Genomic DNA, 24,812 nt, shown 5'->3' with positions numbered 1-24,812 from the left:
GTGCGAAGGGGGCGCCATCAGTGCCAATCAAGGCGCGCGACGACGGTCAGGCTGGGCGCCTGACCTAGGCGTGCAACGCTGAGTGGTGCTGATGGCGCCCCCTTCCCTCCGGGTTGCAGCCATGAGAACCGTGCGCCGCGTTGCGAAACCTCGTCGGGCCACCGGCCCGTCTGCGTTTCGCGCCTTGCGCACAGTCCTCATGGCTACAACGCATCTTGAAGAAATGGCATGGGCAGGCCCTGGGGAAGCCGCGCAGCGGCGCAGGGGGGAGCCTATTTCTCCGCGTTGGGGAAGAACAGCTGTTCGCCGTTGATCTTGTAGCCGGCGATGGCGGCCTGGCCCTTGTCGCTGGTGACCCAGTCGACAAACTTCTGGCCTTCGGCGGTCTTGACCTGCGGGTGCTTGGCGGCGCTGACCAGCATCACGCCGTACTGGTTGAACAAGCGCTTGTCGCCCTCGACCAGCACGGTGAGGTCACCGCGGTTCTTGAAGTTGAGCCAAGTGCCGCGATCGGACATCACGTAGGCGTTGCTGCCCGAGGCGATGTTGAGCGCCGGGCCCATGCCGCAGCCGCATTCCTTGTAGCCACTGCCCTTGGCGTCGAGCTCGGCTGCCTTCCAGAAGCGCAGTTCGGCGGCGTTGGTGCCGCTGCGGTCGCCGCGTGAGATGAAGGGCGCATTGGCGGTAGCCACTTTCTTGAGGGCGGCCACGATGTCGTTGCCTTTGGTGCCGGCCGGGTCGGCCTTGGGGCCGATCAGCACGAAGTCGTTGTACATGACGTCCTGGCGCTTGGCGCTGTAGCCCTCGGCCACGAACTTCTCTTCGGCGACCTTGTCGTGCACGAACAGCACGTCGGCGTCGCCGCGGCGCGCCATGTCGATGGCCTGGCCGGTGCCCAGCGCGACGACCTTCACGTCGATGCCGGTGGCCTGCTTGAACATGGGCAGCAGGTAGCCGAACAGGCCGGACTGCTCGGTCGACGTGGTCGAGGCCACGACGATGCTTTGCGCGAACGCGCTGGCACCGATCAACAGACCGGCGGTGAGGGTGGCGAGGGTGCGAATGGGTTTCACCAGCTTTCTCCTTGGACAAACAAATGGGCGTGCGGGCACAGGGCCTGCAACAGGTCGGCGTTGAAAAAATCGTTGACGGGCAGGTCGGCCAGCACGTGGCCCTGCTCGAGGTAAATCACCCGGCTGGCCAGGCGCTTGACCTGACCCAGGTTGTGGCTGGCAAACACCAGGGTGGTGGCGCGCGCGCCGGCGCGCGGCGCGGTGAATTCGGCAATCAGCTCTTCGACCTCGCGCTTGGCGTGCGGATCCAGGCTGGCGGTCGGCTCGTCGAGCAACCAGATGTCGGGCTTGAGCGCCCAGGCACGCGCGAGGGCCAGGCGCTGCTGCTGCCCGCCCGACAGTGCACGACCGTTGCGCGCGGCCAGCTCCGTCAGGCCGACGCGCGCCAGCGCCAGGTGCGCCCGCTCGCGGGCCTCGCGCCAGGGCGTGCCGCGCAACCACAGGCCCAGCGCCACGTTGTGCCAGGCGCGCAGACGCAGCATGTGCGGACGTTGAAACAGCATGGCCATGCGCGCGGTCTCGGGGCGCTGGCAAAGGCCGGCCGTCAGCGGCAGCAGGCCGTGCATGGCGCGCAGAAGGGTGCTCTTGCCGCTGCCGTTGGCGCCGATGAAGGCCACGCGCTCGCCTTCGGTGATGCGCAGGTTCACGCCCTCGAGCGCCGGCGGGCGGGGCGACGGCCCCAGCCGCACCTGCACGCCGCGCAGTTCGAAGCACATGGCAGGCACCACGCTGGGGGCCACGGGCGGTGCACCGCTCACGCCATCGCCCCCTCGGGCATCAAACCGTCTTCGCGCTCGCGCCAGCGCCGCACCACCGACACCATGGCATTGAGCACCAGCACCACGGCCAGCAGCACCAGGCCCAGGCCCAGCGCCAGCGGCAGATCGCCCTTGCTGGTCTCCAGCGCAATGGCGGTGGTCATCACGCGGGTGAAGCCGTCGATGTTGCCGCCCACGATCATCACCGTGCCGACTTCGGAGATCGCCCGCCCGAAGGCGGTGATGAAGATGGTGAGCAAGGCGTAGCGCTCGTCCCAGGCCAGCAGCAGGCTGCGTGTCAGGGTGCCTGCACCCATGGAGCGCAGTTGCTCGCCGTGGTCGCGGTCCGCGTCTTCGACGATCTGGCGCACCAGCGCCGTGACCAGCGGCAGCACCAGCACGGCCTGCGCCATCACCATGGCCGGCACGCTGAACAACCAGCCGAGAAAGCCCAGCGGGCCCGAGCGCGACAGCAGCAGGTACACCACCAGCCCGACCACCACCGCTGGCACGGCGAGCGCAGTGTTGAGCAGCGTGAGCACGGCCGCACGGCCCTTGAAGCGCGCACCCGCCAGCCAGGCTCCGAACCACAGCCCCAGGCCATAGGCGATGGCCGTGGCCAGCACGCTCACCACCAGCGAACGCAGCACGATGGACCACAGCCCCGGATCGCCCGAGACGATGAGCCCGATCGCGGTGACCACGCTGTCGGAAAAGGTGTTCATAAGGCGACGAGCTTATCGAAGCATCACGAACGCCGCGCTACGTGTTCACGCGGTATGCACCTGAATGCATAAGGCCGTTGCGGCACACTTGCGCCCCATGCGACGCATCGAGCTGGCCTACCAATTCACCGCCCGCGAAGCTGTGGCCCCGCAAGGTGCGTCATTGCTGCGCAACCCCATGATGGACGTGCTGCACGCGGTCAAGAGCAGCGGCTCGATATCGGGCGCCGCGCGTGAGCTGGGCCTGTCCTACCGCCACGTCTGGGGCCAGCTCAAGGACTGGGAGGCCGATCTCGGGCAGGGCTTGATCCTCTGGGAGCGCGGCCAGGCGGCCCGCCTCACGCCTTTTGGCGAGAAGCTGCTGGGTGCCGAGCGCCTCGCCCAGGCACGCCTGGGCCCGCAACTGGAGAGTCTGCGGGTCGAACTCGAGCGCGCCTTCACCCAGGTGCTGAGCAGCGACGAGGACGCACCGGGCGTGCCCACACTGCGCCTGTACGCCAGCCACGACCACGCGCTGACCGAACTGGTGGACTTTGCTGCTCAGCGCGATGGCCGCGAATCGCTGCACCTGGACGTGCATTTCTGCGGCAGTGTGGACGCCATTCGCGCGCTCAACGAAGGGCGTTGCAACATCGCGGGCTTTCATGCGCAGCCGTTCTCGGGTGCCCAGACCGTGACGGCCCGCACTTACCGCCCCATGCTCAAGCCCGGGCTGCACAAGATCATCGGTTTTGCCCGTCGCACGCAAGGGCTGATCGTGGCGCCCGGCAACCCTCTGCGCCTGCACGACATCCAGGACGTGGCGCGGCTGCAGGCGCGCTTTGTCAACCGCGCGCTGGGCACCGGCACCCGGCTGCTGCTGGACGAACTGCTGGGCCAGGCCGGCCTGATGCCGCTGGATATCGACGGCTACGACCACATCGAGCGTTCGCACGCTGCCGTGGCGCTGGCGGTGGCCGGTGGTACCGCCGACGTGGGGTTGGGCACCGAATACGCGGCGCGCAGCGCCCGGCTCGACTTTGTGCCACTCACCGATGAGCGCTATCTGCTGGTGGGCCTGAAATCCTCGCTGGACGACCCACCCATGCAGCGCCTGCTGGCCTGCCTGCGCAGCCGCGACTGGCAACAACGCATGGCCACGCTGCCCGGTTACCAGCCCGACCACTGCGGCGAGGTGGCGGCCATGAAGCGGCTGCTGCCCTGGTGGGACTGAGCCAGGTGCGGGCTACCAGCGCTCGATGAGGGCACCGGGCGCAGGTTTGTCGAACTTCGGCTTGCCCTGCCCTTGCGGCGTGCCCAGCACCACCCAGCCCACCAGCGTCTCACCGGGGCGGCAGAACGCCGCCACCACCTCGGGCACGCGCACCTTGCCGCCCGAGAGCATCTTGCCCCCATAGCCGAGCGCATGGGCAGCGGTCAGGAAGTTGGCCAGCGCCCCGCCGATGGCGATCCATTGCTCGTGCACGGTGGCCAACGGGTGTCCGGCATCGATGTGCGCAATCACCGCCACCAGCATGGGCACGCCGGTGGCCCGCTCGCGATCGCGTTCGGCCTGTTCGGGTGACTTGCCGGCGGCCAGCGCGACACGTTGAAACAGCTCGCCCAGGCGCTCGCGCGCGTCGCCCTGCACCAGCGCGAAGCGGTAGGGCACCAGCCCGGCGTGGTCGGGGGCGCGCAGCGCCGCAGCCACCATGCGCGTCAGTTCGTCCTCCGAAGGCGCGGGCGCCCGCAGGTGCCGCGCCCCCACCGAGTAGCGCTCCAGCAGCACGGTCAGTGCCTTCGGGTCGTCGCTCTGCATGGCGTTGATCAGGCGGGCACCTGGGAGCGCGCGGCGACTCAGGTCGTGATCTCGCGCGCCGAGATCGCGTACTTGAAGGTGTCGGGTGACAGTTCGTCGAAGCGACCGCTCTGGTTCTCGCCGTTCGGGTACATCAGGAACGGCAGGGTCTGCGCCGACACCGAGCCGGGCAGCGTCACGTCGCTGGCGCTGTTCCAGCCCACCCAGTTGCCTTCCCAGCTGCCAAACAGGGCCGCGTCGACCGGCGCGGCCACCGCGTTCTTGCGGTCCTTGATCCAGTCGGGCGTTTCCTGGCGCATCACTTTGAGCACATCGGCCGGGTCCATCGCCACCCAGCCATAGCCGGCCAGGTAGGCCTCGGCGCGGCAGTGCTGCGCGCCCTTGAGGTTGGCCGGATTGCCACCCAGTTCCTTGTAGCCAAAGGCCGATGGCACCAGCCGCAGGCCGTACACATCGCGCGCGGGCACACCGGCCGCACGGCACAGGCCCACGAACAGGGCGTTGAGGTCGGCGCACTTGCCACCCAAGTTGCCGGTTTCGAGCATGGTCTTGATGTCGCCGGTGCCACAACCGCGGGTTTTGGGTTCGCGGTAAGCGTTGGTGACCACCCAGTCGTAGAGCGCGCGCGCCTTCTGCACGTCGGTCTTGGCGCCCTTGGTGGCCGCCAGCGCGGTCTGGCGCACGATGCCGTCGAGCGGCTTGAACTCGCTGGGCTGCAGGTTGGCGCGCAGAACGGCCGGGTCTTCGGCGGCCAGGTTGCGCTGCGACCAGTCGACAGCGCGGTTGCGGGTCTGCAGCTTCGTGGTGAATTGCAGCGTCGGCGCCTTCACGCTAGGCGCGAATTCGGCCATGAGCATGCGCACGCCCGCCTTGGGATCGGCCACCAGGCCGGCCTGGCTGGCGTTGCCGCTCCAGCTGTTGTCGATCGAGCGCTGCCAGTTGTTGTCGAGGTCTGGCACCGGCAGCCACAGGCGCGTGGTGCCTTGAGGGTCGGCCACGTTGACGGTCACTGTGACCTCAAAGGTGCGCCATGGGCCGACCTGCGGGGCAAAGCGGCGCTCTTGCGCCAGAGCGGGCAATGGCAATGAGGCCGCAATGCCGGCTTGCAGCAGTTGGCGGCGCGAAAAGGTGGTGGTCATGGTGAGTCCCTTCAAGAAAAAGTTGTCATCGGGTGGCCAGCAAGGGGTCGAGCCAGCGGCGCGCCTCGGCGCCCAGCCAGTCGACCTCGCCGGTCACGGTGAATTGCGCCCGGCCATCGCGGCCAATGGCGATGGTGCTGGGAAAGATGCGCACCCCGAAGGCCTTGGCGGTGGCGCCGTCGCGGTCGCGCAGCACCGGCAGCGTGAGGCCGGTCTGCGCGATGAAGCGGCGCACGGTGGCGTCGGTCTCGCGGAAGTTGACGGCCAGCACCTCCAGGCCGTCGGCCTGGTGGCGGGTGGCCAGCAGTTCGAGGGTGGGCATTTCTTCAACGCAAGGTGGGCACCAGCTGGCCCAGAAGTTGAGCAGCACCGGTCGCCCGCGAAGACTGGCCACATCCTGCACCGAGCCGCCCCAGACCGGCAACTTGAGTGCGGGCGTCGCCCGCCCCGCCGGCCAGGGCGTGGGCACGACCGCGTCCGCAGCGCACACACCCATGGGCAGCAACAGGGCAGCCGCGAGGGCTTCACGTCGGCGCAAGCCGGCTGATGCGGGATGGATGGGAGTTGGCTCAACGGCCATGGCTCGAAGGCAAGGGTTCAGAAGGCAAAAGGGGCGACGCGTCGAGCGGGCGGGCGTCGCTTGTTGAGCGATCAGCGGGGCAATCGACGGGCGATTTCGGTCACCAGCGCGCGCGCCAGGCTGAGCTTGTCGGCACGTGGCAGCTCGGTACTGCCGCTGGCATCCACCAGCAGCAGCGCGTTGTGATCCTGCCCGAAGGTGTCGGGGCCGATGTTACCCACCAGCAGCGGCACACCCTTGCGCTCGCGCTTGGCCTGGGCGTGGGCCAGCAGGTCGTGGCTCTCGGCGGCAAAGCCGACGCAGAACAGCGCACCCTGTTGCGCCCGGGGGCTGGCCGCCACGCCCGCCAGGATGTCCGGGTTCTCGACAAAAGCCAGTGCCGGCACGTCGCCGCTGCCGTCCTTCTTGATCTTGCGCTCGGCAGCGCTGGCCGGGCGCCAGTCAGCCACCGCCGCGGCGGCGATGAACACATCGACCGCGTCGGCACTGGCCTGCACCGCGCGCTGCATGTCCAGCGCCGAGGCCACGTCCACACGCTGCACGCCGCGCGGCGTGGGCAAGGCCACCGGGCCGGCCACCAGGGTGACCTGCGCACCGGCCTCGCGCGCGGCGCGGGCCAGTGCAAAGCCCATCTTGCCGCTGCTGCGGTTGGTGATGCCGCGCACCGGGTCGATCGCCTCGTAAGTGGGGCCGGCGGTGATCAGCACGTGCCGACCGGCCAGCCGCTTGGGCTGGAAGTGGGCGATCAACTCCTGCAGGAGTTCGTCGGGCTCGAGCATGCGGCCGTCGCCGGTCTCGCCACAGGCTTGCTCACCCGCGCCCACGCCCAGCACCACGGCGCCGTCGGCACGCAGCTGCGCCAGGTTGCGCTGCGTGGCCGGGTGGGCGTACATCTCGCGGTTCATGGCCGGCGACAGGATCAGCGGCACGCGCTCGATGGGGCGCGCCAGGCACAGCAGCGACAACAGGTCGTCGGCACGGCCATGCAGCAGCTTGGCCATGAAGTCGGCGCTGGCCGGGGCAATGACGATGGCGTCGGCCTCGCGGCTGAGGTTGATGTGGGGCATGTTGTTGCCCTCGCGCGCATCCCACTGCGAGCTGTAGACCGGCCGGCCCGACAAGGCCTGCATGGTCACGGGGGTGATGAAGTGCTCGGCCGCCTCGGTCATCACCACCTGCACCGTGGCGCCGGCCTTGATCAGGCCGCGGCAGAACTCGGCCGCCTTGTAGCAGGCCACGCCGCCGCTGAGGCCGAGGACGATGTGTTTTCCGGCGAGATCGCTCATGGGGGCGCAATGTAGCAGCGCGTGCGCGCGGCGCGGGGGCGATGACGGATGACCCACGACGGATGACGCGGGTATCCCTGGCCGCCAACGGGCGTTGGTGTTGGCGGGTCGGCGTCGGGAGGGGGCCACCTATAATCGGCCTTTCCCACCTGAGCGTGCCCCCGGGCACGCCCGAGTCATGACCAAATACGTGTTCGTCACCGGCGGTGTGGTGTCCTCCCTGGGCAAGGGCATTGCTTCTGCGTCGCTTGCCGCGCTCCTCGAATCGCGCGGCCTCAAAGTCACCCTCATCAAGCTCGATCCGTACATCAACGTCGATCCGGGCACCATGTCGCCGTTCCAGCACGGCGAGGTGTTCGTCACCGACGACGGCGCCGAGACCGATCTCGACCTGGGCCACTACGAGCGTTTCATCGAAACGCGCATGAAGAAGGCCAACAACTTCACCACCGGCAAGATCTACCAGTCGGTGCTCGAGAAGGAACGCCGCGGCGACTACCTCGGCAAGACGGTGCAGGTCATTCCGCACATCACCAACGAGATCCAGGAGTTCATCCGCAAGGGCTCGGGCGAAGGCACGGCCGATGCGGTCGACGTGGCCATCGTCGAGATCGGCGGCACGGTGGGCGACATCGAGTCCCTGCCCTTCCTGGAGGCGGTGCGCCAGATGAGCCTGCGCATGGGGCCCAACCATTCGGCTTTTGTGCACCTGAGCTACGTGCCCTGGATCGCCGCCGCCGGCGAACTCAAGACCAAGCCCACCCAGCACACCGCGCAAAAGCTGCGCGAAATCGGCATTCAGGCCGACGTGCTGCTGTGCCGCGCCGACCGCCGCATCCCCGACGAAGAGCGCGCCAAGATCAGCCTGTTCAGCAACGTGCCCGAATGGGGCGTGATCAGCATGTGGGACGTCGACACCATCTACAAGGTGCCGCGCATCCTGCACGAGCAGGGCCTGGACGGCCTGATTTGCGACAAGCTGCGCCTGAACACGCCGCCGGCCAACCTCAAGCGCTGGGACGACCTGGTGTATGGGGTCGAACACCCCCAGGCCACGGTGCACATCGCCATGGTCGGCAAGTACGTCGACCTGTCCGACAGCTACAAGTCGCTGAACGAAGCCCTGCGCCACGCCGGCCTGAAGAACCAGGCCAAGGTGGCCATCGAGTACGTCGACTCCGAGAGCATCACCGCGGCCAATGTGGGCCAGGTGCTGGGCCGGTTCGACGCCGTGCTGGTGCCCGGCGGCTTTGGCAAGCGCGGCATCGAAGGCAAGGTGTGCGCTGCCCGCTACGCACGCGAGCACAAGGTGCCCTACCTCGGCATCTGCCTGGGCATGCAGGTGGCCACCATCGAGTACGCGCGCCACGTGGCCGGCCTCAAGGACGCCAACAGCACCGAGTTCGAACCCGACACCCCGAATCCGGTGATTGCCCTCATCACCGAGTGGAAGGACAAGGACGGCAGCATCCAGCAGCGCGACGCCAACTCCGACCTCGGCGGCACCATGCGCCTGGGCGCGCAGAGTTCCGACGTGAGCAAGGGCACGCTGGCGCACAGCATCTATGGCGACGTGGTGACCGAGCGTCACCGCCATCGCTACGAGGCCAACGTGAACTACCTCGACAAGCTGCGCGAGGCCGGGCTGGTGATCTCCGCGCTGACACAACGCGAACAGCTCACCGAGATCGTCGAACTGCCGCAGACCGTGCATCCCTGGTACATGGGCGTGCAGTTCCACCCCGAGTTCAAGTCCACCCCCTGGGCCGGCCACCCGCTGTTCAACGCCTACGTGAAGGCCGCGCTGACACACCAGGTGCAGCGCGTGCCCGCCAAGGCCGTCGCCTGAACACACACCGTCGCACACACCATGAAACTCTGCGGATTCGACGTCGGTCTCGACAAGCCCTTCTTCCTCATCGCCGGCCCCTGCGTCATTGAATCCGAACAGTTGCAGATGGATGTGGCCGGGCGGCTGAAGGAGATCACCGCCTCGCTGGGCATCCCCTTCATCTTCAAGAGCAGCTTCGACAAGGCCAACCGCAGCAGCGGCAAGAGCTTTCGCGGGCCGGGCCGTGAGGCCGGTCTGGCGGTGCTGGCCAAGGTGCGGGCCCAGCTGGGCGTTCCCGTCATCACCGACGTGCACACCGAAGACGACATCGCCCCCGCCGCCGCCGTGTGCGACGTGCTGCAGACGCCGGCCTTCCTGTGCCGCCAGACCGATTTCATCCGCGCCGTGGCGCAAAGCGGCAAGCCGGTGAACATCAAGAAGGGCCAGTTCCTCGCGCCGCACGACATGAAGAACGTCATCGACAAGGCACGCGACGCCGCCCGCGACGCCGGCCTGCCCGAAGACAGCTTCATGGCCTGTGAGCGCGGCGTGAGCTTTGGCTACAACAACCTCGTCTCCGACATGCGCTCGCTGGCGATCATGCGTGAGACCGGTGCCCCGGTGGTGTTCGACGCCACCCACAGCGTGCAGTTGCCCGGCGGACAGGGCACCAGCAGCGGTGGCCAGCGCGAGTTTGTGCCGGTGCTGGCGCGCGCCGCGGTCGCGGTGGGCGTCTCGGGCCTGTTCATGGAAACCCACCCGGACCCCGCCAAGGCGCTCAGCGACGGCCCCAACGCCGTGCCGCTCAAGCACATGCCGGCGCTGCTCGAAACCCTGCTCGCGCTCGACACGGTCACCAAGAAGAACGGCTATCTCGAAGACCGCTTCGACGCCTGAGCGCGTGCCTTGCCTCCCCATTCACATTGACCTTGACCTGAGGACCCTTGATTCATGAGTGCCATCGTTGACATCGTCGGCCGCGAAGTGCTGGACAGCCGCGGCAACCCCACCGTCGAGTGCGACGTGCTGCTGGAGAGCGGCGTGATGGGCCGCGCCGCCGTGCCATCGGGCGCCTCCACCGGCTCGCGCGAAGCGATCGAGCTGCGCGATGGCGACAAGACCCGCTACCTCGGCAAGGGCGTGCTCAAGGCCGTGGAGCACATCAACACCGAAATCAGCGAGGCTGTGCTGGGGCTGGACGCGTCCGAGCAGGCCTTCCTGGACAAGACCCTGATCGACCTGGACGGCACCGAGAACAAGAGCCGCCTGGGCGCCAACGCCATGCTGGCCGTCTCCATGGCCGTGGCCCGCGCGGCCGCCGAGGAAGCCGGCCTGCCGCTGTACCGCTACTTCGGTGGCATGAGCGCGGTGCAGATGCCGGTGCCGATGATGAACGTCATCAACGGTGGCGCCCACGCCAACAACAACCTCGACCTGCAGGAGCTGATGATCATCCCCGTGGGCGCGCCGAACTTTCGCGAAGCGCTGCGCTGGGGTGCCGAGGTGTTCCACGCCCTCAAGAAGATCATTCACGACAAGGGCATGAGCGTGGCCGTGGGTGACGAAGGTGGCTTCGCACCCAACGTCGCCAGCCACGAAGCCGCCCTGCAGATGCTGCTCGACGCCATCAGTGCCGCCGGCTACACCGCGGGCGAACAGATCGCGCTGGGCCTGGACTGTGCCTCCAGCGAGTTCTACAAGGACGGCAAGTACCACCTCGAAGGCGAAGGCCTCGTGCTCAGCGCGGAGGAATGGACCAACGTGCTGGCCACCTGGTGCGACAAGTACCCCATCGTCAGCGTCGAAGATGGCATGGCCGAGGGCGACTGGGACGGCTGGAAGCTGCTCACCGACCGCCTGGGCAAGCAGGTGCAGCTGGTGGGCGACGACCTCTTCGTCACCAACACCAAGATCCTCAAGGAAGGCATCGACAAGGGCGTTGGCAACTCGATCCTCATCAAGATCAACCAGATCGGCACCCTGACCGAAACCTTCGCCGCCATCGAAATGGCCAAGCGTGCCGGCTACACCGCCGTCATCAGCCACCGCAGCGGTGAGACCGAAGACAACACCATTTCGGACATCGCCGTGGGCACCAACGCCGGCCAGATCAAGACCGGCTCGCTCTCGCGCTCGGACCGCATGGCCAAATACAACCAGTTGCTGCGCATCGAGGAAGACCTCGGCGACGTGGCCGTGTACCCCGGCCGCGACGCGTTCTACAACTTGAGATGAAACACCCCCGCCGCGCTACGCGCGACCCCCTCAAGGGGGCGACACCGACGGCCTGGCAAAGCCAGTTCCGTGGTGTCTCTCGGTTGGATGGCCTCGCGCTTGGCATGAAGGTGGAATCGAAATGGCGAATCGCCTGATCCCCGGCTTCCTGGTGGCACTGCTGCTGGTGCTGCACGCGCAACTGTGGTTCGGGCGGGGCAGCGTGCCGCAGGTGGCCGAGCTCAAACGCGAACTGGACGCACAACTCAAGGCCAACACCGAGGCGCAGCGGCGCAATGACCAGGTCGCCAGCGAACTGCGCGATCTGCAAGAGGGGCTTGAGATGGTCGAGGAACTGGCGCGCCAGGAGCTCGGCATGGTCAAGCCCAACGAAATCTTCGTGCAGATCGCGCGCTGATCGCTCGACGATCACGCGCCGATCACGCGCCGCTTGCTCCCTGTTCTCCCCATGTTGCGTGTGGCGCTGCTCGGCGGCGAATCCAGTGGAAAGACCACCCTGGCGCGACAACTGAGTGCCTCGCTGAACTCAGCCGGGGTGCGCTGTGAGGTGGTTGCCGAACACCTGCGCCTTTGGAGTGAGCTTGCCGGCCGGGCACCTCAGGCTGACGAACAAGCGGCGATCGCAGCCGAGCAGACCCGCCAGATCGAACAGTCCAGCGCCGAGGTGGTGATTGCCGACACCAGCGCCATGGTGGTGGCCGCCTACAGCGAGCACTACTTTGCTGATCGAAGCCTGTGGCCACAGGCGGTGGCGGCCCAGCGTCGGATCGATCTCACGCTGCTCATGGGCCTGGACATTCCCTGGCATCACGATGGCTTCTTTCGCGACAGCCCGGCCGTGCGTGAAGCCGTCGACAGCCTGCTGCGGCGCGAACTGGGGCAGGCTGGCATCGCCTTTCAAACCGTCTACGGCGATCAGGGGGTGCGCTTGAAGGCGGCACTGGCGGCCATCGGTGGCGCGCTGGGTCGTCCACTCGTCAGCGACGACCCGCGCCTTCGCGCTGGCCAAGGGCGGTGGCAATGCGAGGCCTGCAGCGACCCGGATTGTGAGCACCGGCTGTTTCGCGATCTGCTTGCCCGGCGCTCGAATTGAGCGAAACCGGACACCCTGGACGGCATCACACAGGCCAGCCACCCGTTGCGCGCACTCGATAGGTTTTGTGTATTGAGTCTGGCGCAATCGCTATCGCGAACTGTGCGTTCGACAGCGCCCGATCCGGCTTCTAGAGTGACCCCATCGTCAATCAACAGGGAGCCGTCGATGAACAACTTCTATGAAGAACCCGCAGCGATCACGCCGTCAGCGACACGCATCCTGGAGCGGCTGTGGCGGCGCGTCCGGGGAACAAAAACACCCATGAAGAATGCGCACGCAGAACCGGCGCGCCTGGCGCAGCTGCAGCGATTCCTCACCACCGAGTTTCAGGACCATTGCGCGGTGATGTCAGGGCGCGATCACCTGCTCTACCTGAGGCTGACCCAGAGCGCCTCCCTCGAGACCATCCGGCGCTTGCGCTTTGAATGCTTCGACCTGATGTGCCGCCTGCTGGGCGAGGGCGCCGCCCGCGCCCGCCAGCCGCGCATTGACGCCTGGCTGCACTCGGGTCATTGAGCCGGGCGGGCATTGAAATGTTCGCGCAAGCGCTGACGCAGCCAGCGGTGTGGTCGGCTCTGGTGGGTGCGCTGGTGCCACAGCAGGTGCGCTGGCGCCTGCAGCGGGGCCAGCTCGCTCGGCAAGGGCAACAAGCGCACAAGAGGCGAATGGCGCATCAGCCAGACGGCCTGATCGGCGCTGATGGTCAGCAACCGATCGGAGTGGGCCACCCACTCGGCACACAGCAGCCACGACTTCACCGCGCTGACCCGGCGGGTGGGTAGCCCCCGTGCCGCAAGGGCGTCATCGATGGGGTTGCTTGACCCACCAGGGTGCAGCGCGCCGCACACCGACACATGGTCCTCTGCGAGGTACTGCGCGAGCGACAGCGCGTCACCGATGCGTGGGTGATTCGAGCGCAGGCACACCGTATCGATTACCGGGCCCACGATGGCGTCGCGGTACAGGTCACGCGCATCGGTAGGTGCCGCATGGTGGCCGCACAAGATGTCCCAGGTGCCGTTGCGCAAGGCCTCGATGTCGCGCGGGTCATGCGATGGCACATCGATGTCCAACTGGAGCCGGGGTGCTTGCTGAACGGTGCGGCGATGAAACGCCGCCAACGCGTCCACACCCAGGCCCTCGCAACACGCCAGCGTGACGCGGGCCTCGCACGAAGCGGGATCGAACAGCACATCGACCTGACTCGACTCGCGCCACAGGTCCAGCATCTGACGAAACGACGCCTGCGCGGACGCTCCACGCGGCGTGAGCTGGTAGCCCTGGCGGTCACGCACACAAAGCTCGTCGCCCAGCTCCTGCCGCAAACGCGTCAGCGCATGGCTGGCCGCCGAGGGCGACATGTGCAGCCGGCTGGCCGCCTCGTTGAGGCTCTGGGTGTCGATCAGCTCACACAGCAAAGCCAGCTGGCGCAGGTCGGCGTTCTTCATGGGGGCGGGCCTCGGGGAGTTTCAGGGGTCAAAAATCATACTTTTGACCTCACCCGGACCACCCTCCCCCGTGTCCGACCCTGCGGGTGGACGGCGCCGATAAACCGGCGCCACTCACCGCGCGTCAGTGCTGGCGATCGCTGCCCGGTGGCTGGTTCTGCACCTGCAAAAAGACCTGGGCGGCGTCCACCGGGTCGAAGGCATAACGCGCACCGCAGAAGTCGCAGTTCACATCCACCTCGCCTTGCTCCTCCAGGATCGACTCGATCTCTTCACGGCCCAGGGAGCGCAACATGCCGCTGACGCGCTCGCGCGAGCAGGTGCACGCAAAGCGCGGCCCGGCACCACCGAGCAGTGGGTCGAAGCGACGCACATCCTCCTCCCAGAACAGGCGGTGCAGGATGGTGTCGGCATCGAGCCCGAGCAGCTCTTCGCGCTTGAGGCTGCCTGCGAGGATGGCGATGCGGTTGTAGTCCTCGTTGCGGCCGATCTGGTCTTCGTCGCGCTGCTGCGATTGCCCCGCCAGATTGCCCTCGCCCTGCAAGGGCAGGCGCTGGATGAGCAGCCCGGCCGCCATGTGTTCGTTGGCCGCCAGCACCAGCCGGGTGTCGAGCTGCTCGCTTTGCAGCATGTAGTGTTCGATCACCTCGCTGATCTTCTCCAGCTTTTCGTGCCGATCGCCAAACAGGGGCACCACGCCCTGATACGGCTGCTGGCCCGGCTGGCGGTCCTTGGGGTCGAGCGTGATCGCACAGCGCCCCTGGTTGTTGACGTTGACCATGTGCGACAGCGGCGCGTCGTCCGCCACCTCGCCGGTCACGCTGGCTGTTGCGCGCAACCGCAAATCGGGCTGTACCTCGGCCACGGCCAGTTTCACCGGCCCGTCGCCATGGATCTGCATGACCAGAGCGCCATTGAACTTGATGTTGGCCTGCATCAAGGTCGCAGCCGCCGTCATCTCGCCCAGCAGCTCGGTCACCGCCGCCGGATAACCGCCGGCCTGCTGGCGCCGCTGCAGGATCTCCTGCCAGGCGTCGGTGATGCGCACCAGCATGCCGCGAACCGGCAGGCCCTCGAAAACGAATTTGTGAAGCTCGGACACGGTTGACCTTGAACGAAAGAGCGGCAGGTGGTGCTCAGCCGACCTTTTTCAAGCCCTGGCGGTAGCGCCGGGCATTGGACATGTAGTGGGCGGCGCTGCGGCGCAGGCCATCGATCTGCTCAGGCGTGAGCTGGCGCACCACCTTGGCCGGGCTGCCCATGATGAGCGAGCCGTCCGGAAATTCCTTGCCCTCGGTGACCAGCGACCCTGCGCCCACCAGGCAGTGCTTGCCAATGCGGGCACCGTTGAGCACCGTAGCGCCAATACCGATCAGCGACTCATCGCCAATGGTGCAACCATGCAGCATGACCTTGTGCCCTACGGTCACGCGCTCGCCGATGGTCAAGGGGAAACCGACATCGGCGTGCAACACGCTCAGGTCCTGCACGTTGCTGCCGGCGCCCACCACGATGGTCTCGGTGTCACCGCGCAAGACCGCGCCAAACCACACGCTGCTGCCCTCACCCAGGGTCACGGTACCCATCACCTGCGCGTCTTCGGCCACCCAGGCCGAAGCGGCCACCTGGGGGGCCACGCCATCGAGTTCGTACAGGGCCATGCGGCGGTCTCCTCGCAGTGTCGAAACCTAGAATTGTAGGGATGCCACCCCACCATGACCTGTCGCCCAACCGTTCACTGCGCGCAGCGGCGCTGGATGCTCTGTGCGTGCAGGACCCCTCGGAGAAGGTGGCGAGCACCCACCAACTGTGGTCAACCTGGCGCGACATGGGTGCTGACGATGCCCACCGTTGGGACGCCGACGCCCAACTGACGCCCAGCGCGCATCACACAGTGCCCGGCCGGCCGGCCCAGCCCATGCTGGTGCCCCCGGCGCAGGTGGCACAACGAACGCCCCACACGCCCGAGGGATTTGCTGCCCTCATGCACGCCATCGCTCACATCGAGTTCAACGCCATCAACCTGGCGCTGGACGCCATCTGGCGCTTTGGCGGCATGCCGCTGGACTACTACCGCCAATGGCTGCAGGTGGCCCACGAAGAAGCCACGCACTTCGGCTTGCTGCGCGATCTGCTGGCCGATCTGGGCCACCGCTATGGGGACTTCCCCGCCCACGACGGCCTGTGGGAGATGTGCGTCAAGACGCAGCACGACCCCACCGCGCGCATGGCCCTCGTGCCTCGCACGCTGGAGGCGCGTGGGCTGGACGCCACCCCCTTGATCCAGCAACGCCTGCGCCAGGTGCAGGCACCCGCCCTGCGCGAGCGCGTGGCGCGCGCCAGCGCCATCCTGGACATCATCCTGCGCGACGAAATCGGGCATGTGGCCGTGGGCAACCGCTGGTACGCATGGTTGTGTGCGCAACAAGGCCTGTCGCCGGTGCCGCACTACCGGCACCTGGCCCGGCTGCATGCCGCGCCCAGGCTGCGGGGCCCGTTCAACCTCGACGCCCGGCGTTCGGCGGGCTTCAGCGAAATCGAACTGGCCGAACTGGGCAAGCCCTGAGCACCCCGCGGGGGCCGGATGTCACGCCTGCGTGACGGACCGCACAGCCTGCGAAATACCCTTGTGGGCATGACCGGACTCACCTACGATGCACGGCGAACCAGGAGGTATCCATGGTCCCCCAGCACATTCAGCTGGATGAGTATTTAGGGCAGGCTTTCAATCGCATGCCGGTCGCCATGATCGTGGTGAACCAGCAAGGAGCGATCACCCGCGTCAATCACCTGGCCGAAACCACATTCGGCTACGGTGCGGACGAACTCATCGGGCAACCCGTCGAATGCCTCATCCCCGAGCGCTTTCGCGGTCGCCACCCCGGTTACCGAAGCGGCTTCATGGCCGAAGCCACCGCGCGCCCCATGGGGCTGGGCCGCGACCTCAGCGGGCGCCGCAAGGACGGCAGCGAGTTTCCGGTTGAGATCGGCATCAACCCCGTCGAGACCGGCGAAGGCATCATGGTGCTGTCGGTCATCCTCGACCTGTCCGAGCGCAAGCAGGCCGAAAAACGCATTCAGGATGCCCTCACGCAAAAGGACCTGCTGCTGCGCGAGGTGCACCACCGCGTCAAGAACAACCTGCAGGTGATCCACAGCCTGCTCGATCTGCAGGCCCTGCAACTGACCGACCACGACATCATCGGCGTGCTGCGCGACAGCCAGAACCGCATCCGGTCGATGTCGCTGATTCACCAGACGCTGTACCAGTCGAGCAACTTTGCCCGGGTGGACTTTCAGCGTTTTCTGGACGAGCTGGTGCCCTCGCTGATCGAGTCGTACCGCTCTGTCGCCGGCCTGGTCAACATCCACATCGACGCGCACGAGGTCAAGCTGCCCATCAACGAGGCCATCCCCTGTGGCCTGGTGATCAACGAACTGGTGAGCAACGCGCTCAAACACGGTTTCGCACGCGGCCTCCAGGGAACGATCAACGTGTCTGTGTCGGCCTTGGCCGATGACGAGGTGGAAATCTCCGTCAGCAACGACGGCCACCCCATCCCCGACAGCCTGGACATGGCGCAAACGGGCACGCTGGGGTTTCAGCTGGTGCGGCTGCTCACCCGCCAGCTCGACGGCACGCTGGACATACAAAGGGCGCAACCCACGCGGTTTGCGCTGCGCTTTCGCGTGAAGGGAGACGAATGAAAAACCCACCCAAAATCCTCATCGTCGAGGATGAAGGGATCGTGGCGTTCAACCTGCAGCAACGCCTGCAGCAGTTGGGCTATGCGGTCATCGGTCCGGCCGAGTCGGACGCCGACAGCCTGGCGCTGGTGGCGCGAGAGCGCCCTGACCTCGTGCTCATGGACATTCACATCAAGGGAGAGCTCGATGGCATCGAGCTCGCGTCGATGCTCGGGCGCGACTACCAGTTGCCCATCATCTACCTCACCGCCTATTCCGAAGATGCCACGCTCGAGCGCGCGCGGCGCACACGGCCCTATGGCTACCTCATCAAGCCGTTCTCGGAGCGCGAGCTGCATGCCACTGTGCAGATGGCGCTGGAACGTCACGAGGTGCAGTCGGCGCTCGCGGTGAGTCAGACCCTGCTCGAGCAGGCGCTGCAGGCCGCGGAGATGGGTGTCATCCATATCCGGCCAGACATTGGAAAAATCCGCATGAACGGGTCACCGGCGCCCCTGGCGGGTCTGCGGGCAGATGAAGAGCGGACGCTGGACGAATTTGTCTCGCGCATCGACCCGGACGATCGGGCGCAGTTCATCGCCGACTGCCAGCGTGGCAGCCTGCGCCGACGCACCGTGCGCCTGGACAATGAGGCGGGTTCGGTGCATTGGTTGCAGATCGACGCCGCCTCCAATGACGACGGCCTGCTGCAGGGCATGGCACAGAACGTCACCGACCGCGAAGAGGCCCGCACGGCGCTGCAACGCGCCAACGACGACCTGGAAGACCGCGTGCGCGAGCGCACGGCCGAGCTGCGCCAGCACATGCGCGAGATCGAATCGTTCAGCCACGCGGCCGCGCACGACCTGCGTTCGCCCATCCGCGCCATATCGGGCCTGAGCCAGCTGCTGCACGAAACGCACGGCGCCACACTGGGCGAGGAAGGCCGGGACCTGCTCGGACGCATCTCACGTTCCGCCAAACGGATGGCCGAGCTCATTGACGCGTTGCTGGGGCTGTCCACACTGTCGCGCACGCCGATGACGCCCGCCGACGTCGATCTCGCCGAGGTGGCGCGCGAGGTCGCGCAATCGCTGCGCGAGACCGAGCCCGACAGGCAGGTCTCCTTCGTCATTGCCGACCACGCGTACGCGCATGCCGACCTGCCCCTGATCCGCAGCGTGATCGAAAACCTCATGCGCAACGCCTGGAAGTTCACACGGGATCGGCAACCCGCGGTGATCGAATTCGGCCTCGATTCGCGCAACGGCAGACCCGACTACTTCGTGCGGGACAACGGTGTCGGCTTCGACAACAACCAGGCCGAAAAACTGTTCGGCGCGTTTTTTCGCCTGCACGACGAGCAGCACTACGGCGGCTTCGGCCTCGGCCTGAGCATTGCCGAACGCATCGTGCGCCGCCATGGCGGCACCATCCGGGCCGAAGGTGAAGTTGGTCAAGGCGCGACGATTCACTTCACGCTGGGTGGCTGAGACTGCGCGAGCTCACCCCCTGGGATGGTGCTGCGCCACCACGCTCTTGAGCCGCTCGCGCGCCACGTGTGTGTAGATGGTGGTGGTGGAGATGTCGGCATGCCCCAGCAGCATCTGCACCGCGCGCAGATCCGCACCATGGTTGAGCAAGTGCGTTGCAAAGGCGTGGCGCAAGGTGTGCGGTGACATGGGCGCGGTGATGCCAGCCTGCGCTGCGTAACGCTTGACCAGTTGCCAGAACATCACGCGGGTCATGGCCTCGCCGGCGCGCGAGCCCCGCGAGGTCACGAACAGGTCTTCGCTGGCCTGGCCATTCAGGATCTGTGGGCGCGCATCAGCCAGGTAGCGCTGAAGCCATTGGCCAGCGACCTGCCCGAACGGCACCAGCCGTTCCTTGTTGCCCTTGCCAGTGATGCGCAGCACGTGCTCGGCCAGACCCACATGCCAGCTCTTGAGGGTGACCAGCTCGCTCACGCGCAGCCCGCTGGCGTACATGAGTTCCAGCATGGTGCGGTCGCGCAGGCCCAGGGGGGTGTCCACATCGGGCGCGTTGAGCAATGCCTCCACCTGCGCCTCGCTCAGGGTTTTGGGCACGCGCAGAGGCTGACGCGCGGGCAGCAGGCGCAGCGTCGGGTCCTGCGCAACGAGGTGCTCGCGCAGCGCCCAGCGGAAGTAGCGCTTGAACACCGTGAGGCGGCGGTTGGCGGTGGTCGCGCGGGTGCTGCCGTGGCGCTCGGCGAAGTAGGCATGGATGTCGGCCTCGCTCGCCTGTGGCAAGGCGATGCCGCGGGGCAGCAGCCAGTCGGCAAACAACCGCAGGTCGCGGCGGTAGGCGTCGAGCGTGTTGCGCGACAGGCCCTCTTCGAGCCACAGGCTGTCGATGAAGGCCGACAGCGAGGCGTGCTCGCCACCGGCCTGGGGTGCGGTCATCAATCCAGCTTGAGCTTCTGTTTGGCCACGACCTGCTTGTACACCTCGAGCTCGGCCTTCATCTGCGCGGCAAACTCGGCGGGCGAGTTGCCACCCACGATGGAGCCGGTGTCTTCGATGCGCTTGCGCACCGCCGGGTCCTTGAGCGCCTCGACGGCCGCGGCGTTGATCTTGTTGACCAGATCGGCCGGCATGCCCTTGGGGCCGAGCAGGCCGTAGTACGCCATGCGGTTGACCGGCTCCAGCCCGACTTCCTTGAAGGTCGGCACGTCGGGCAAGGCAGCCACGCGCTGCGGCGCGGCCACGGCCATGGCAACCAGGCGGCCCGCCTGAATGTGCGGCAGGGCCGAGGGCAGGTTGTCGAAGATGATCGGAATCTGCCCGCCGATCACGTCGTTGAGGGCCGGGCCCGCGCCCCGATACGGAATGTGCGTGACGAAGGTGCCGGTCAGGCTTTTGAACAGCTCGGTCTGCAGGTGACCGATGCCGCCGGTGCCCGAGCTGCCGTAGCTGTACTTGCCCGGGTTCTTCTTGAGCTCGGCCACAAAGGCCTTGAAGTCCTTGGCCGGGAAGCCCGGGTGCACCGCAATCACATTGGGCGTGGCCGCCAGGTTCACGATGGGCGTGAAGTCGGTGCCGGGGTCGTAGGGGATCTTCGGGTTGATGGCCGGGTTGGCCGCGGTGGTCGACACCGTGGCCATGCCGAGGTAGTAACCATCGGGCGCGGAGCGCGCCAGCTCCTGCGCCCCGACCACGCCGCCACCACCGGCGCGGTTGAGCACCACCACCGACTGCCCGAGCACTTTGCCCAGCGGGTCGGCGATCACGCGGGCCACGATGTCGGTGGTCCCGCCGGGTGCAAAGGGCACCTGCAGCGTGATGGGTTTGCTCGGATAGCCCTGCGCATGGGCCAGGCCCGCAGACAGGCCCAGCGTGAGAGAGGCGCCCCACAGGGCGAGGTGTCGACGCGACATCATGGGTGACTCCAGTGGCATTGAGGTGGTGCGGCGGCACGCAATCGGCGTGCCCGACAGCCCTCGCATTGTGGCCGCTGATCCCGCGGACTTTGTCCCTCGCCACCAACCCCGGGAAAACCCGATCCCCCGGGTACGCGTTTACCGCGAGGGCAAGCCGGAGTCCCTGCGGTAAGGTCGGCGCCTCGTTCGTCAACACCACATCAGGAGACTCCACATGCGTCTGATCCACAAGATCGGTCTGGGCATCACCCTGGCTGCCTCGCTCGTCAGTGGCGCGGCCATTGCCCAGCAACAGCAGTTCATCAACGTGCTCACGGGCGGCCAGGCCGGCGTTTACTACCCGCTGGGTGTCGCGCTGTCGCAGATCTATGGCCAGGCCATCCCCAATGCCCGTGCCACGGCGCAGGTCACCAAGGCTTCGGCCGAGAACCTCAACCTGCTGCAGGCCGGTCGCGGCGAGCTGGCCTTTGCGCTGGCCGATGCCACCTCCGACGCCTGGAACGGCAACGCCGACGCCGGCTTCACCAAGAAGCTCGACAAGCTGCGCGGCCTCTCCGCCACCTACAACAACTACGTGCAGATCGTTGCCAGCGAAGACTCGGGCATCAAGACGCTGGCCGACCTCAAGGGCAAGCGCGTGTCGGTGGGTGCAGCGCGTTCGGGCACCGAGCTCAACGCCCGCGCCATCTTCAAGGCCGCCGGCCTGAGCTACCAGGACCTGGCCAAGGTCGAGTACCTGCCCTTTGGCGAATCGGTCGAACTCATCAAGAACCGCCAGCTCGACGCCACGCTGCAGTCGGCCGGTCTGGGCGTGGCCTCCATCCGCGACCTGTCCACGGCGGTGAAGATCGTGGTGGTGCCGATCCCGGCCGACGTGGTGGCCAAAGTGGGTGACGCGGCCTACCAGACCGCCATCATCCCGGCCAACACCTACACCGGCCAGACCGCCGATGTGCCCACGGCCGCGATCCCGAACTTCCTGGTCACGCACGCCGGCGTGTCGGACGATCTGGCCTACCAGATGGCCAAGCAGCTCTACGAGAACCTCGACAAGCTGCAAGCCGCGCACAAGGCCGCCATGGCCATCAACCGCGCCAACGCCGTCAAGGGCATGCCCGTGCCGCTGCACCCGGGTGCCGAGCGCTACTACAAGGAAGTGGGCGTCATCAAGTAAGCCCGCGTCGAGTTGAAAGCGGCCCCGCTCGGGGCCGTTTGCGTTTTCAGTCAGGCACGCCCTGCCGAGGTTTCCATGTCTTCATCCACCGACGCCCACGACACCGCACACGACGCCCCACACGCCGCACCCTTGCGCGGCGCCCTTTTCTGGATCGCCATCGCGTTCTCGGCCTACCAGATCTGGATGGCCGCCTTCGCGCCGTTGTCGAGCCAGGTGATCCGCGCCATCCACGTCGGCTTCGTGCTGCTGATGATCTTCACGCTGTACCCACCCTTCAGCGGTCGCGAGGACGCGCTGGGCAAGCTTGGCCGGGTGGTGGGCTGGGCGCTCGGCCTCACCGGCTTCGCATTCGGCTTCTACCACTGGGTCTATGAAGCCGACCTCACCGCGCGCGCCGGCGAGCTCATCAACGCCGACTGGGTGATCGGCGTGGTGACGGTGGTGCTGGTGTTCGAGGCCGCGCGCCGTGTCATGGGCTGGGGCCTGCCGCTGATCTGCGGCCTGTTCCTGCTCTACGCCATCTTCGGCCAGCACCTGCCGGGCGCGCTGGCGCACCGCGGCTACGGGCTGGACCAGATCGTGAGCCAGCTCGGCTTCGGCACCGAGGGCATCTACGGCACACCCACCTATGTGTCCTCGACCTACATCTTCCTGTTCATCCTGTTCGGCGCCTTCCTGGAGCAGGCCGGCATGATCCGGCTGTTCAACGACTTCGCCATGGGCACGGTGGGCCACACGCACGGCGGGCCAGCCAAGGTGTCGGTGATCTCGTCGGGCCTGATGGGCACCATCAACGGCTCGGGTGTGGCCAACGTGGTCACCACCGGCCAGTTCACCATCCCGCTGATGAAGCGCTTCGGCTACAGCCCGGGCTTTGCCGGCGGTGTCGAGGCTACGGCCAGCATGGGCGGGCAGATCATGCCGCCGGTGATGGGCGCGGTGGCCTTCATCATGGCCGAGACCATCGACGTGCCCTACGTCGACGTCGTCAAGGCCGCGCTGATTCCCGCCATCCTGTACTTCGCCACCGCGTTCTGGATGGTGCACCTCGAAGCCGGCCGCAAAGGCCTGAAGGGCCTGCCCAAAGAGGAATGCCCCAACCCCTGGACGGCGGTGAAGGAGCGCTGGTACCTGCTGCTGCCACTGGCCGGCCTGGTTGCCCTGCTCTTCTCGGGCTACACACCCTTGTTCTCGGGCACTGTGGGCCTGGGTCTCACGGTGATCCTGATCTTCGGCGCCGCCGTCATCAACGGCGTCAAGGGCACGCCGCTGCGCGTGCTGGCCTGGGTGCTGCTGGGCTTTGCCTGTGCCGGCTTCTACGAGTTCGGTGTCGGCACCTTCTTCGTGCTCACGCTGCTGCTGGTGGCGCTGACATACATCCGCCGCACCGGCGCCGATGCGCGATCGCTGGCGGTTCGCAGCCTGGTCGAGGGTGCGCGCCACGCGTTGCCGGTGGCCATCGCCTGCGCGCTGGTGGGCGTGATCATTGGCGTCATCAACCTCACGGGTGTCGCCGCCGAGATCGGTGGCCAGGTCATCGCCATCGGCAAGGACAACCTGTTCGTGGCGCTGGTGCTGACCATGCTCACCTGCCTGGTGCTGGGCATGGGCATCCCGACGATTCCCAACTACATCATCACCAGCTCGCTGGCCGCGCCGGTGCTGCTCGAACTGGGCGTGCCACTGATCGTGTCGCACATGTTCGTCTTCTACTTCGGCATCATGGCCGACCTCACACCACCGGTGGCGCTGGCGTGCTTCGCGGCCGCGCCGATCGCGCGCGAGACCGGCCTGAAGATCAGCCTCAACGCCATCCGCGTGGCCATTGCCGGGTTCATCATGCCGTTTATGGCCGTGTACTCGCCGGCGCTGATGCTGCAGTCGGACAGCTGGGGTGCAGTGGCCTGGGTGGTGTTCAAGGCGGTGCTGGCCATCGGCATGTGGGGCGCCGGTGCCATCGGCTATCTGTTTGCGCCGCTCAACTGGATCGAGCGCCTGTTCGCGATTGCGGCGGCCTGTTTCCTCGTGGTGGCGCTGCCGCTCACCGACGAGATCGGCCTGGCCCTGATCGCGGTGTTCGTGGCCTGGCACTGGTGGCGTGCACGCGCGCAGCGCACGGCGGTGCAGCCGGGCGGCGGATGAGTGTGTTGGGACTGTGCCTGGCACTGGCGGCCACGCCGTCGGTGCAGGCCTTCGTGCCGGGTGAACACTTCACGCTGGCCTGGATGCACAGCATCGAGCACGTGCGCTGGGAAGAGGACTACGACGTGATCGGCCCGCCCGCACGGCTCGTGGCGCCCGCCGCGCGCATCAAGGGCTCGGCGGCCGGCATGGAGCCGCCGCCCGACGCCGTGTTGCGCGACGGCTGGTTTCACTACACACCCACGGTGCGCTCGCCCACGGTGCTGCCACTCACCCGGTCCGAGTTCACCGCCGACTACGAACTCTGCACCCCCGCGGGCTGCCAGCCCATGTCGCACTGGCTGGCCTCCGACCACGGCGTGACGCTGATGCGGGCCTGCGAAGGCCCCACCACCCGCTGACCGGCCCGGACGCCGGAACGCCTGGCCCACTTACCA

At 67.1% G+C, this 24,812-nt stretch carries 25 protein-coding genes; 13 read left to right on the top strand and 12 right to left on the bottom strand.

The features are described 5' to 3' along the window. Nucleotides 1-272: 272 nt before the first annotated feature. The 3 genes from KF871_RS15720 to KF871_RS15710 are packed head-to-tail and all read right to left on the bottom strand — an operon-like array spanning nt 273 to nt 2,556. Complete coding sequence (locus KF871_RS15720; RefSeq protein WP_291144570.1) at nt 273-1,073, bottom strand: substrate-binding domain-containing protein; 801 nt, start codon at nt 1,071-1,073, stop codon at nt 273-275. Then, nucleotides 1,070-1,789, bottom strand: coding sequence for a phosphate ABC transporter ATP-binding protein (locus tag KF871_RS15715; RefSeq protein WP_291144616.1), 720 nt, complete (start codon nt 1,787-1,789; stop codon nt 1,070-1,072). The genes KF871_RS15720 and KF871_RS15715 overlap by 4 nt, the downstream gene beginning before the upstream one ends. Nucleotides 1,790-1,827: 38 nt before the next feature. Then, nucleotides 1,828-2,556, bottom strand: a complete 729-nt coding sequence (locus KF871_RS15710; protein WP_291144568.1) for an ABC transporter permease — start codon at nt 2,554-2,556, stop codon at nt 1,828-1,830. A 97-nt stretch (nt 2,557-2,653) separates the two neighbouring features. On the opposite strand from KF871_RS15710, the gene KF871_RS15705 reads away from it, so the two are divergent. Continuing rightward, nucleotides 2,654-3,769 carry a substrate-binding domain-containing protein gene (locus tag KF871_RS15705; RefSeq protein WP_291144565.1) on the top strand — a complete coding sequence of 372 codons (1,116 nt, stop codon included), beginning with the start codon at nt 2,654-2,656 and terminating at the stop codon, nt 3,767-3,769. 12 nt (nt 3,770-3,781) lie between these two features. Here KF871_RS15705 and KF871_RS15700 read toward each other — a convergent pair whose 3' ends face one another. The 4 genes from KF871_RS15700 to coaBC all read right to left on the bottom strand — a co-directional run bounded on the left by KF871_RS15700 (nt 3,782) and on the right by coaBC (nt 7,359). Continuing rightward, nucleotides 3,782-4,354, bottom strand: a complete 573-nt coding sequence (locus KF871_RS15700; RefSeq protein WP_291144562.1) for a nitroreductase — start codon at nt 4,352-4,354, stop codon at nt 3,782-3,784. A gap of 38 nt (nt 4,355-4,392) precedes the next feature. Beyond that, nucleotides 4,393-5,493 carry a transglutaminase family protein gene (locus KF871_RS15695; RefSeq protein WP_291144559.1) on the bottom strand — a complete coding sequence of 367 codons (1,101 nt, stop codon included), beginning with the start codon at nt 5,491-5,493 and terminating at the stop codon, nt 4,393-4,395. Between the two features lie 25 nt (nt 5,494-5,518). Beyond that, nucleotides 5,519-6,031, bottom strand: coding sequence for a TlpA disulfide reductase family protein (locus KF871_RS15690; RefSeq protein WP_291144556.1), 513 nt, complete (start codon nt 6,029-6,031; stop codon nt 5,519-5,521). A gap of 113 nt (nt 6,032-6,144) precedes the next feature. Beyond that, nucleotides 6,145-7,359: a bifunctional phosphopantothenoylcysteine decarboxylase/phosphopantothenate--cysteine ligase CoaBC gene (gene coaBC / locus KF871_RS15685; protein WP_291144554.1), complete on the bottom strand. Its 1,215-nt coding sequence runs from the start codon at nt 7,357-7,359 to the stop codon at nt 6,145-6,147. 178 nt (nt 7,360-7,537) lie between these two features. Between coaBC and KF871_RS15680 the strand changes: the two genes are divergently transcribed. From KF871_RS15680 to KF871_RS15655, 6 genes are all read left to right on the top strand, one after another. Further along, nucleotides 7,538-9,208, top strand: a complete 1,671-nt coding sequence (locus KF871_RS15680) for a CTP synthase (RefSeq protein WP_291144551.1) — start codon at nt 7,538-7,540, stop codon at nt 9,206-9,208. 21 nt (nt 9,209-9,229) lie between these two features. Further along, nucleotides 9,230-10,087, top strand: coding sequence for a 3-deoxy-8-phosphooctulonate synthase (gene kdsA, locus KF871_RS15675; protein WP_291144548.1), 858 nt, complete (start codon nt 9,230-9,232; stop codon nt 10,085-10,087). A 54-nt stretch (nt 10,088-10,141) separates the two neighbouring features. After that, entirely contained in the window at nt 10,142-11,425 is a 1,284-nt protein-coding gene (gene eno / locus KF871_RS15670; RefSeq protein ID WP_291144546.1) for a phosphopyruvate hydratase, read from the top strand. A gap of 121 nt (nt 11,426-11,546) precedes the next feature. Further along, nucleotides 11,547-11,822 carry a septum formation initiator family protein gene (locus KF871_RS15665; protein WP_291144543.1) on the top strand — a complete coding sequence of 92 codons (276 nt, stop codon included), beginning with the start codon at nt 11,547-11,549 and terminating at the stop codon, nt 11,820-11,822. Nucleotides 11,823-11,855: 33 nt separating this feature from the next. Then, nucleotides 11,856-12,518, top strand: coding sequence for an ATP-binding protein (locus KF871_RS15660; RefSeq protein ID WP_291144540.1), 663 nt, complete (start codon nt 11,856-11,858; stop codon nt 12,516-12,518). 168 nt (nt 12,519-12,686) lie between these two features. Further along, nucleotides 12,687-13,037 (top strand): hypothetical protein, encoded by a 351-nt coding sequence (locus KF871_RS15655; RefSeq protein ID WP_291144537.1) that lies wholly within the window; start codon nt 12,687-12,689, stop codon nt 13,035-13,037. Here KF871_RS15655 and KF871_RS15650 read toward each other — a convergent pair. From KF871_RS15650 to KF871_RS15640, 3 genes are all read right to left on the bottom strand, one after another. Continuing rightward, complete coding sequence (locus tag KF871_RS15650; protein WP_291144534.1) at nt 13,031-13,969, bottom strand: LysR family transcriptional regulator; 939 nt, start codon at nt 13,967-13,969, stop codon at nt 13,031-13,033. The two genes, KF871_RS15655 and KF871_RS15650, sit on opposite strands and share 7 nt — an antisense overlap. A 124-nt stretch (nt 13,970-14,093) precedes the next feature. After that, entirely contained in the window at nt 14,094-15,071 is a 978-nt protein-coding gene (locus tag KF871_RS15645; protein WP_291144532.1) for an Hsp33 family molecular chaperone HslO, read from the bottom strand. Between the two features lie 34 nt (nt 15,072-15,105). Then, on the bottom strand, nt 15,106-15,630 hold the full coding sequence (locus KF871_RS15640; RefSeq protein ID WP_291144529.1) for a gamma carbonic anhydrase family protein: 525 nt from the start codon (nt 15,628-15,630) through the stop codon (nt 15,106-15,108). A 41-nt stretch (nt 15,631-15,671) separates the two neighbouring features. On the opposite strand from KF871_RS15640, the gene KF871_RS15635 reads away from it, so the two are divergent. The 3 genes from KF871_RS15635 to KF871_RS15625 all read left to right on the top strand — a co-directional run bounded on the left by KF871_RS15635 (nt 15,672) and on the right by KF871_RS15625 (nt 19,149). Beyond that, a complete protein-coding gene (locus tag KF871_RS15635; RefSeq protein WP_291144526.1) occupies nt 15,672-16,535 on the top strand; it encodes a ferritin-like domain-containing protein in 864 nt (287 codons plus the stop codon). Between the two features lie 113 nt (nt 16,536-16,648). Then, nucleotides 16,649-17,677 carry a histidine kinase dimerization/phosphoacceptor domain -containing protein gene (locus tag KF871_RS15630; protein ID WP_291144523.1) on the top strand — a complete coding sequence of 343 codons (1,029 nt, stop codon included), beginning with the start codon at nt 16,649-16,651 and terminating at the stop codon, nt 17,675-17,677. Beyond that, on the top strand, nt 17,674-19,149 hold the full coding sequence (locus KF871_RS15625; RefSeq protein ID WP_291144520.1) for a response regulator: 1,476 nt from the start codon (nt 17,674-17,676) through the stop codon (nt 19,147-19,149). Before KF871_RS15630 ends, KF871_RS15625 begins: the two co-directional genes overlap by 4 nt. A gap of 12 nt (nt 19,150-19,161) precedes the next feature. Here the strand turns inward: KF871_RS15625 and xerD are convergent, their stop codons facing one another. Continuing rightward, nucleotides 19,162-20,079 (bottom strand): site-specific tyrosine recombinase XerD, encoded by a 918-nt coding sequence (gene xerD / locus KF871_RS15620; RefSeq protein WP_291144517.1) that lies wholly within the window; start codon nt 20,077-20,079, stop codon nt 19,162-19,164. Further along, a complete protein-coding gene (locus KF871_RS15615; protein WP_291144613.1) occupies nt 20,079-21,053 on the bottom strand; it encodes a tripartite tricarboxylate transporter substrate binding protein BugE in 975 nt (324 codons plus the stop codon). The genes xerD and KF871_RS15615 overlap by 1 nt, the downstream gene beginning before the upstream one ends. A gap of 217 nt (nt 21,054-21,270) precedes the next feature. Here KF871_RS15615 and KF871_RS15610 point away from each other — a divergent pair, with 217 nt between their 5' ends. The 3 genes from KF871_RS15610 to KF871_RS15600 all read left to right on the top strand — a co-directional run bounded on the left by KF871_RS15610 (nt 21,271) and on the right by KF871_RS15600 (nt 24,776). Then, nucleotides 21,271-22,230 (top strand): TAXI family TRAP transporter solute-binding subunit, encoded by a 960-nt coding sequence (locus KF871_RS15610; RefSeq protein ID WP_291144514.1) that lies wholly within the window; start codon nt 21,271-21,273, stop codon nt 22,228-22,230. Nucleotides 22,231-22,305: 75 nt separating this feature from the next. Next, on the top strand, nt 22,306-24,375 hold the full coding sequence (locus tag KF871_RS15605) for a TRAP transporter permease (protein WP_291144511.1): 2,070 nt from the start codon (nt 22,306-22,308) through the stop codon (nt 24,373-24,375). Continuing rightward, entirely contained in the window at nt 24,372-24,776 is a 405-nt protein-coding gene (locus tag KF871_RS15600) for a DUF1850 domain-containing protein (protein ID WP_291144508.1), read from the top strand. The genes KF871_RS15605 and KF871_RS15600 overlap by 4 nt, the downstream gene beginning before the upstream one ends. The last annotated feature ends 36 nt before the right edge of the window (nt 24,777-24,812 follow it).

Origin of the sequence: Hydrogenophaga sp., from assembly GCF_019635465.1 — a bacterium.
In the GTDB taxonomy this organism is placed as follows: Bacteria; Pseudomonadota; Gammaproteobacteria; order Burkholderiales; family Burkholderiaceae_C; genus Hydrogenophaga.
Note: the sequence above shows the minus strand (reverse complement) of the source record. Positions and strands in the feature narration are given on the sequence as shown.